The organism is Faecalicoccus sp., assembly GCF_036552745.1.
Taxonomy (GTDB): Bacteria; Bacillota_I; Bacilli_A; order Erysipelotrichales; family Erysipelotrichaceae; genus Faecalicoccus.
This window is the reverse complement of sequence record NZ_JAXKBY010000099.1, coordinates 1-6432: the sequence shown is the minus strand read 5'-3', so window position 1 is coordinate 6432 and position 6432 is coordinate 1. Positions and strand designations below refer to the sequence as shown.

Genomic DNA, 6432 nt, shown 5'->3' with positions numbered 1-6432 from the left:
TTGTATTTGGTGTCATTCTGTATGTTTTTCAAAAGGATCGCTGGCAGACTTCCATCTTTCTTCCTGCCGGCATCGTGTGCCTGACTTTCGTTTTAAGTGTAGTTTTTCCCTGGATTCGTTCCGTTCGTTTTTTAAGACAACAGGAAAGGATAAGCCAGAGAAAATTTGATGAACGAAAGGACATGGATAAACCGGAGGATCAAAGAGAATGGTTACTTTGTTTCTTTAAGCCGGGAATACTGATCTTTAACCGCAATGCCATTGATTCCTTAATTGGCTTTACTACATCAAAAGTTTCTATGACACATGATGGCAGTACCAGAATTCATCTGGAATATTTAGACAGAAATCAGAAAAAACAGGTCGTAGATTTTCGACACTCCAAAGAGAATCAAGCAAAATTTGAAGCATGGTTTTATAAGAGATAATCATAGAAATAGTGATTGTTGGGGATTTCCAAAATCACTATTTTTTTTAAAGCATTAAACTTTACATTTGTATTACTATCCATCATAAAATGTGGACAAATGTAAAATAGAGCAAGAATAGAACAAATAGTCAGGCATTTTATAGTTATTAGGAAGATAAAAAAACAAAGATTTAAAATTGTAGAATAGTTTATTCTACATAATAACTTTATAAAAAGTGATATTAGAATTCTGATGCGAGCATCAGTTTTCTTTTCTAAAATTTTTAGCACTGAACTCTTTACAGTGCTAAAAATTATGCTATAATACACTTAGCACAGATAGATAGAGAGTGCTAAAAGGAGGGTTGCTCTATGGTAAACTTTGAACAAATGTCAGAACGTCTGCAGAAGATTTTAATGGAATCGGTAAACCTGGCAAAATCATATCAACATGCCAGTGTCGATACGATTGATGTATTGGAAGCCATCTTTAAAGATGATGTGTTGGATGGCTTATATGATCGATTGCAGGTGGATAAAAATAAAGCATTACAAATTATTGCGCAGGAAAACAGTCGGATTGCGAAATCCACAACCGCTAATTTAAACTTCTCCAATGAAGTACAACAGTCGATGGAAAAGGCCAGTCAATGGGCTGCACAACATGATGAAACGTATTTAAGTGTCGCCAGTCTTTGGATTGCCCTGATGTTTAATCGTTCCTATGTTTCAAAACAATTAGTCAAAGCATTTGGCTTAAAGGAAGAACAAGTTAAGGAAGCAGAATTGGAAAGAAGAAACGGCAAGAAATTTGATACACCGAATTCGGAAGAAAATGTAGAAGCTTTAAAGAAATATGGTCGAGATCTGGTACAGGATGTCAAGGATGGAAAGATTGATCCAATCATTGGACGTGATGATGAAATTCGTCGTGTGATGCAGATCTTATCACGTAAAACAAAGAACAATCCGGTTTTGATTGGTGAACCAGGTGTTGGTAAGACCGCTGTTGTAGAGGGGATTGCCTGGCGTATCATGAAAAAAGATGTGCCGGAATCGTTAAAAGAAAAACGATTGATCGAGCTGGATATGGGATCGCTGATTGCCGGTGCCAAATATCGTGGTGAATTTGAAGAGCGTTTAAAGGCTATTTTGGAAGAGGTCAAAAAATCAAACGGACAGATCATCCTATTTATTGATGAGATTCATAATTTGGTTGGTGCCGGTAAGACGGAAGGCAGCATGGATGCCGCCAACTTATTGAAACCTATGCTGGCGCGTGGAGAGTTACATTGTATCGGTGCGACTACGTTTAATGAGTATCGTAAATACATTGAAAAAGATGCAGCTTTGGAAAGACGTTTTCAAAGGGTCAATGTACAGGAACCAAGCGTTGAAGATACCATCAGTATCTTGCGTGGTTTAAAGGATCGCTTTGAATCGTATCATGGTGTTCGAATCCTGGATGAAAGCTTGATTGCGGCTGCAACATTATCCGATCGTTATATTACGGATCGTTTCCTGCCGGATAAAGCTATTGATTTAGTGGATGAAGCTTGTGCAACCTTAAAAGTGGAGATGGAAAGCATGCCGCAGGAATTGGATGAGCTGCAGCGGGAGATCTTACAGTTGCAGATCGAAAAGACATCATTAGCCAAAGAAGAAGATAAAAAGGCGATCGAACGTCGTCAGGAAATTGAAGAAAAGTTAGGTAAGCTGCAAAGCAAACGAGATGAAATGTACACACGCTGGGAAGACGAAAAAGCGGTATTGGCTCATGCCAAAGAAGACAAACAAGCGTTAGAGAAAGCTCGATTAGATTTAGAGCAGGCACAAAATGACGCTCGTTATGAAGAAGCAGCTCGTCTGCAGTATTCTGTAATTCCGGAACTGGAAGCACGTATCAAAAAACAACAGGCTTTGCAAAAAGAGGATGCTTTGATTCAGGAAACTGTGGATGAAGAAATGATTGCCAAAGTTGTTTCTAAATGGACAGGTGTCGAAGTAACTCGTTTGGTCGAAAGTGAACGAGAAAAATTGTTGCACTTAAAAGATAACCTTGAAAAACGTGTCGTAGGTCAGGATCAGGCTTTGGAGCTTGTAACGGATGCAATCTTACGTAGTAAAGCGCAGATTCAGGATGAAAACAGACCCATCGGTTCCTTTATGTTCTTGGGACCAACCGGTGTTGGTAAAACGGAAGTTGCCAAAGCTTTGGCTCAACAGCTTTTTGATGATGAAAGACACATCGTTCGTATCGATATGTCTGAATACATGGAAAAGCACAGTGTGGCTCGTTTGATCGGTGCTCCTCCGGGATATGTTGGTTATGATGAGGGTGGCCAGCTGACCGAAGCGGTACGAAGAAATCCATACAGTATTGTCTTGTTTGATGAGATTGAAAAAGCCCATCCAGATGTCTTTAATGTCTTATTACAGATCCTGGATGATGGACGAATTACGGATTCCAAAGGTGTGACCGTAGATTTCATTAATACGATCATCATCCTCACCAGCAACTTAGGTTCACAATATGCCTTTGAGGCAAATAATCATGATAAATATATGGAAGAAGTTAAACGTCACTTTAAACCGGAGTTTATCAACCGTATTGATGAGATCATTGTCTTCAATGCCTTAGATGACAGTGCCTTTATCAAGATTGCCCATAAATTTATGGATCAGCTAAAAGAGCGTTTGGAAAAGAGAGATATTCATCTTTATGTCAAAGATGCGGTTTATGCCCAGATTGCCAAGATGGGTGTCGATCCTGTTTATGGAGCAAGACCTATGAAACGATATATCCAACGTCAGATTGAAACCAACATTGCGAAAAAGATCATTGAAGTCGGTGCTTTTAAAGAATCGGATTTAACGGTTGACTATGTGGATGGTGCTTACACATTTGACATTCAGGAAAGACAAACAGTCTAAAAAGAACAGTCAGGAAATCTGACTGTTTTTTTGTAAAGAGAGATTCTCTATAGTGATACCGTCTATACTATTGCATAAAAATAATGTAGTATAAAGATAGAAGGAAAGATTTTTTAGGGTAAATCATATGAAAAAATTGAGTATTTGTGCATTGTTTTTGTTGGCGTGTTTAGGTTGTCAGAATAAGGAAGTCAGTATGGTACGTATGGATGTAAATGCTGTTGATGTATCTATGTTTGATGATACCGGATTCTATATGATCCATTCATCCAAAGGACAAATGATTGTCATGAATCACATGCATGTTGATCCAAAAACTGTGAAGGCTGAGCAGAACGGAAATACGATCACTATTCATTTTCAAGAACAAGATTCCGTACAGGAAGATGTATTGATTTTCAGCCTGGATACTTCCACCTTGGAGGATCCAACGATTCGCATCATGGATGAAAAGGGAAGAGAATACGTATTTGAAACGGTATTTGTCGGCATGTAGAAAGAAATTTGGAGTATAATAAGTACAGGAGCGTGACAATATGGATTTAAAAGAGAGAATCGAACAGGCAAAGAACATTGTGTTTTTTGGTGGTGCCGGTGTCAGCACAGAGAGTGGTATTCCTGATTTTCGAAGTGATAATGGCTTATATAAAAAGAAATATCGATACTCGGCAGAACGTATGGTTTCGCACAGCTTCTTTATGCAGAATCCTAAGGAGTTTTATGAGTTTTACTTTAATCAGATGATCTATCCGGATGCCAAACCGAACAAGGCACATTTGGCACTGGCGCATCTTGAAAAAATAGGAAAGTGCAAGGCTGTCATTACGCAAAATATCGATGGCTTACATCAAATGGCTGGATCGAAACGTGTTTTTGAGCTGCATGGAAGTGTTCATAAGAATACATGTATGCATTGTCATGCGCATTATGATCTGCATCAAACTATCGAAGCACGGGATGAAAATGGCATTCCGCGCTGTCCAAAGTGTGGCGGCATCATTAAACCCGATGTTGTCTTATATGAAGAAGGTTTGGATCAAAATGTATTGTATGGTGCCATTCAGGCCATTGAGCAGGCAGATATGTTGATTGTGGGAGGAACAAGTCTTGTGGTCTATCCGGCCGCTGGTTTACTGGATTATTTTCATGGGAAGGATCTTGTATTGATCAATAAGTCCAGCACCGATAGAGATGGTATGGCTGATCTTGTGATTCATGATGCCATAGGAGAAGTTCTTTCAAAGGCTGTTTTCTAAAGATTGAAAAGATTATGAATTTGGATACACGTTTACTTCAGGGACCGGTCACACGGTCCTTGATTCTGTTTGCACTTCCCATGATCTTAGGCAATATGCTTCAGCAGCTTTACAATGTGGCAGATACTTTGATTGTCGGTAAATGCATTGGTGCAGATGCTTTGGCAGCTGTAGGCTCTGCTTTTACTCTAATGACATTTTTGAATTCCATCATTCTTGGTTTATGTATGGGAAGCGGCGTATTATTTTCGATGTTGTATGGTGCTAAAGACTTTGATCGTATGAAAATTGCCTTTTTTCTTTCCTTTGCGGGCATTGGTATTTTAAGCCTGCTTTTGGAAACAGTCTGTCTTGCAGGGATGGATCCCATTTTACGATTTATGAATATTCCACCGGAAATTTATGCTTATACGAAAGCATATTTGTTTTATATCTTCTTAGGTATTTTCTTTACGTTTTTATATAACTATTTTGCCTCGGTACTTCGTGCCTTATCAGATTCGAAAACACCTTTGTATTTTTTAGGGGTTGCCGCTGTGACAAATATTATATTAGATTTATATTTTATCTTAGGCTTGCACATGTCTGTGAATGGCGCTGCCATTGCGACACTTATATCACAGGCTTTTAGTGGATTGGGAATGTTGATTTATGTCTTTATCAGACAAAGAAGGATTTTGCCCTCTAGAAAACATATGCATTATGATGAAGACATCTGTCGGCGAATTACCAGTTATTCTTTATTGACATGTATTCAACAAAGTGTCATGAACTTTGGTATTCTGTTGATACAGGGGCTAGTCAACACTTTTGGCGTTGTAACGATGTCCGCTTTTGCGGCAGCCGTAAAGATCGATTCCTTTGCCTATATGCCGGTGCAGGATTTTGGGAATGCGTTTTCAACTTATATTGCCCAAAACAAAGGAGCCGGTCTGGTCGATCGAATGCAAAAAGGACTGCGCAGTGCGATTGGTATCGCATTTTTATTCTGTGTTTTCATTTCAGTTCTGGTATTTGTCTTTGCGCCACAATTGATGAGTTTATTTATTGATCCTCAACAAACCCAGATCATTAGCGAGGGTGTCACATATCTGCATGTAGAAGGGGCTTGTTACGTGGGAATCGGTTGTTTGTTTTTGTTGTATGGATACTACAGAGGTATCGGCAAGGCCGGCATATCTGTTGTTTTGACCGTAATCTCTTTAGGAACCCGTGTTGTTTTATCCTATATGCTTGCTTCAAGGTTTGGAACACTGGCCATTTGGTGGTCGATCCCGATTGGATGGTTTTTGGCAGATGCGGTTGGTCTGGCTTATGGAAAGTGGAAAGAGAAAGCGTTTTAGTGGGTATAGTGCCCCACTTTCCTGGAAAAAAGCTTGGGATTTAACACTTTCTTAACGGAAATCCATTGAACTTAGAAACATAGCAGATTAGTCCGTTTTGACCTAAACTGTCTGTTTTCTTTTCAAGTAATATATAATTATTATGAAATAGAGTTAGAGGATTCACTATGAAGCTGAAGAGGATAAGAGATTTAAGAGAAGACAACGATCTGACGCAAGCCGAAATTGCTAAGTATCTTAACGTCACGCAAAGAACCTACTCTAGGTACGAAAATGATGACCGCGCGATTCCCCTGGAACAGCTTGTAAAACTGGCAGATTACTACAATACCAGTGTTGACTATCTTTTAAATCGAACGGACAAAAAAGAGCCATATTAAAAAAAGGGGGTCTAACAGTTGAGTAGTTTTTGAACTACTTTGGACTATTAGTCCCTTTTTATATGTGTATGAACCCCTAAATAATAAAAATCCCCAGTTCATCTCTTGAT

At 39.0% G+C, this 6432-nt stretch carries 6 protein-coding genes; all 6 read left to right on the top strand.

Translation table 11 applies throughout. The features are described 5' to 3' along the window. Window positions 1-428, top strand: a 428-nt coding sequence (locus tag U0M88_RS04885; protein ID WP_331869089.1) for a hypothetical protein, incomplete at its 5' end; no start/stop codon positions are given. 353 nt (window positions 429-781) lie between these two features. Then, complete coding sequence (locus U0M88_RS04880) at window positions 782-3343, top strand: ATP-dependent Clp protease ATP-binding subunit (protein WP_331869088.1); 2562 nt, start codon at window positions 782-784, stop codon at window positions 3341-3343. A 127-nt stretch (window positions 3344-3470) separates the two neighbouring features. Then, window positions 3471-3839, top strand: coding sequence for a hypothetical protein (locus tag U0M88_RS04875; RefSeq protein WP_331869087.1), 369 nt, complete (start codon window positions 3471-3473; stop codon window positions 3837-3839). 40 nt (window positions 3840-3879) lie between these two features. After that, window positions 3880-4599, top strand: a complete 720-nt coding sequence (locus tag U0M88_RS04870; RefSeq protein ID WP_117446372.1) for an NAD-dependent protein deacylase — start codon at window positions 3880-3882, stop codon at window positions 4597-4599. Window positions 4600-4613: 14 nt separating this feature from the next. Then, window positions 4614-5942 carry an MATE family efflux transporter gene (locus U0M88_RS04865; RefSeq protein WP_442902233.1) on the top strand — a complete coding sequence of 443 codons (1329 nt, stop codon included), beginning with the start codon at window positions 4614-4616 and terminating at the stop codon, window positions 5940-5942. 167 nt (window positions 5943-6109) lie between these two features. Continuing rightward, on the top strand, window positions 6110-6322 hold the full coding sequence (locus U0M88_RS04860) for a helix-turn-helix domain-containing protein (protein ID WP_022790655.1): 213 nt from the start codon (window positions 6110-6112) through the stop codon (window positions 6320-6322). Window positions 6323-6432 lie beyond the last annotated feature (110 nt).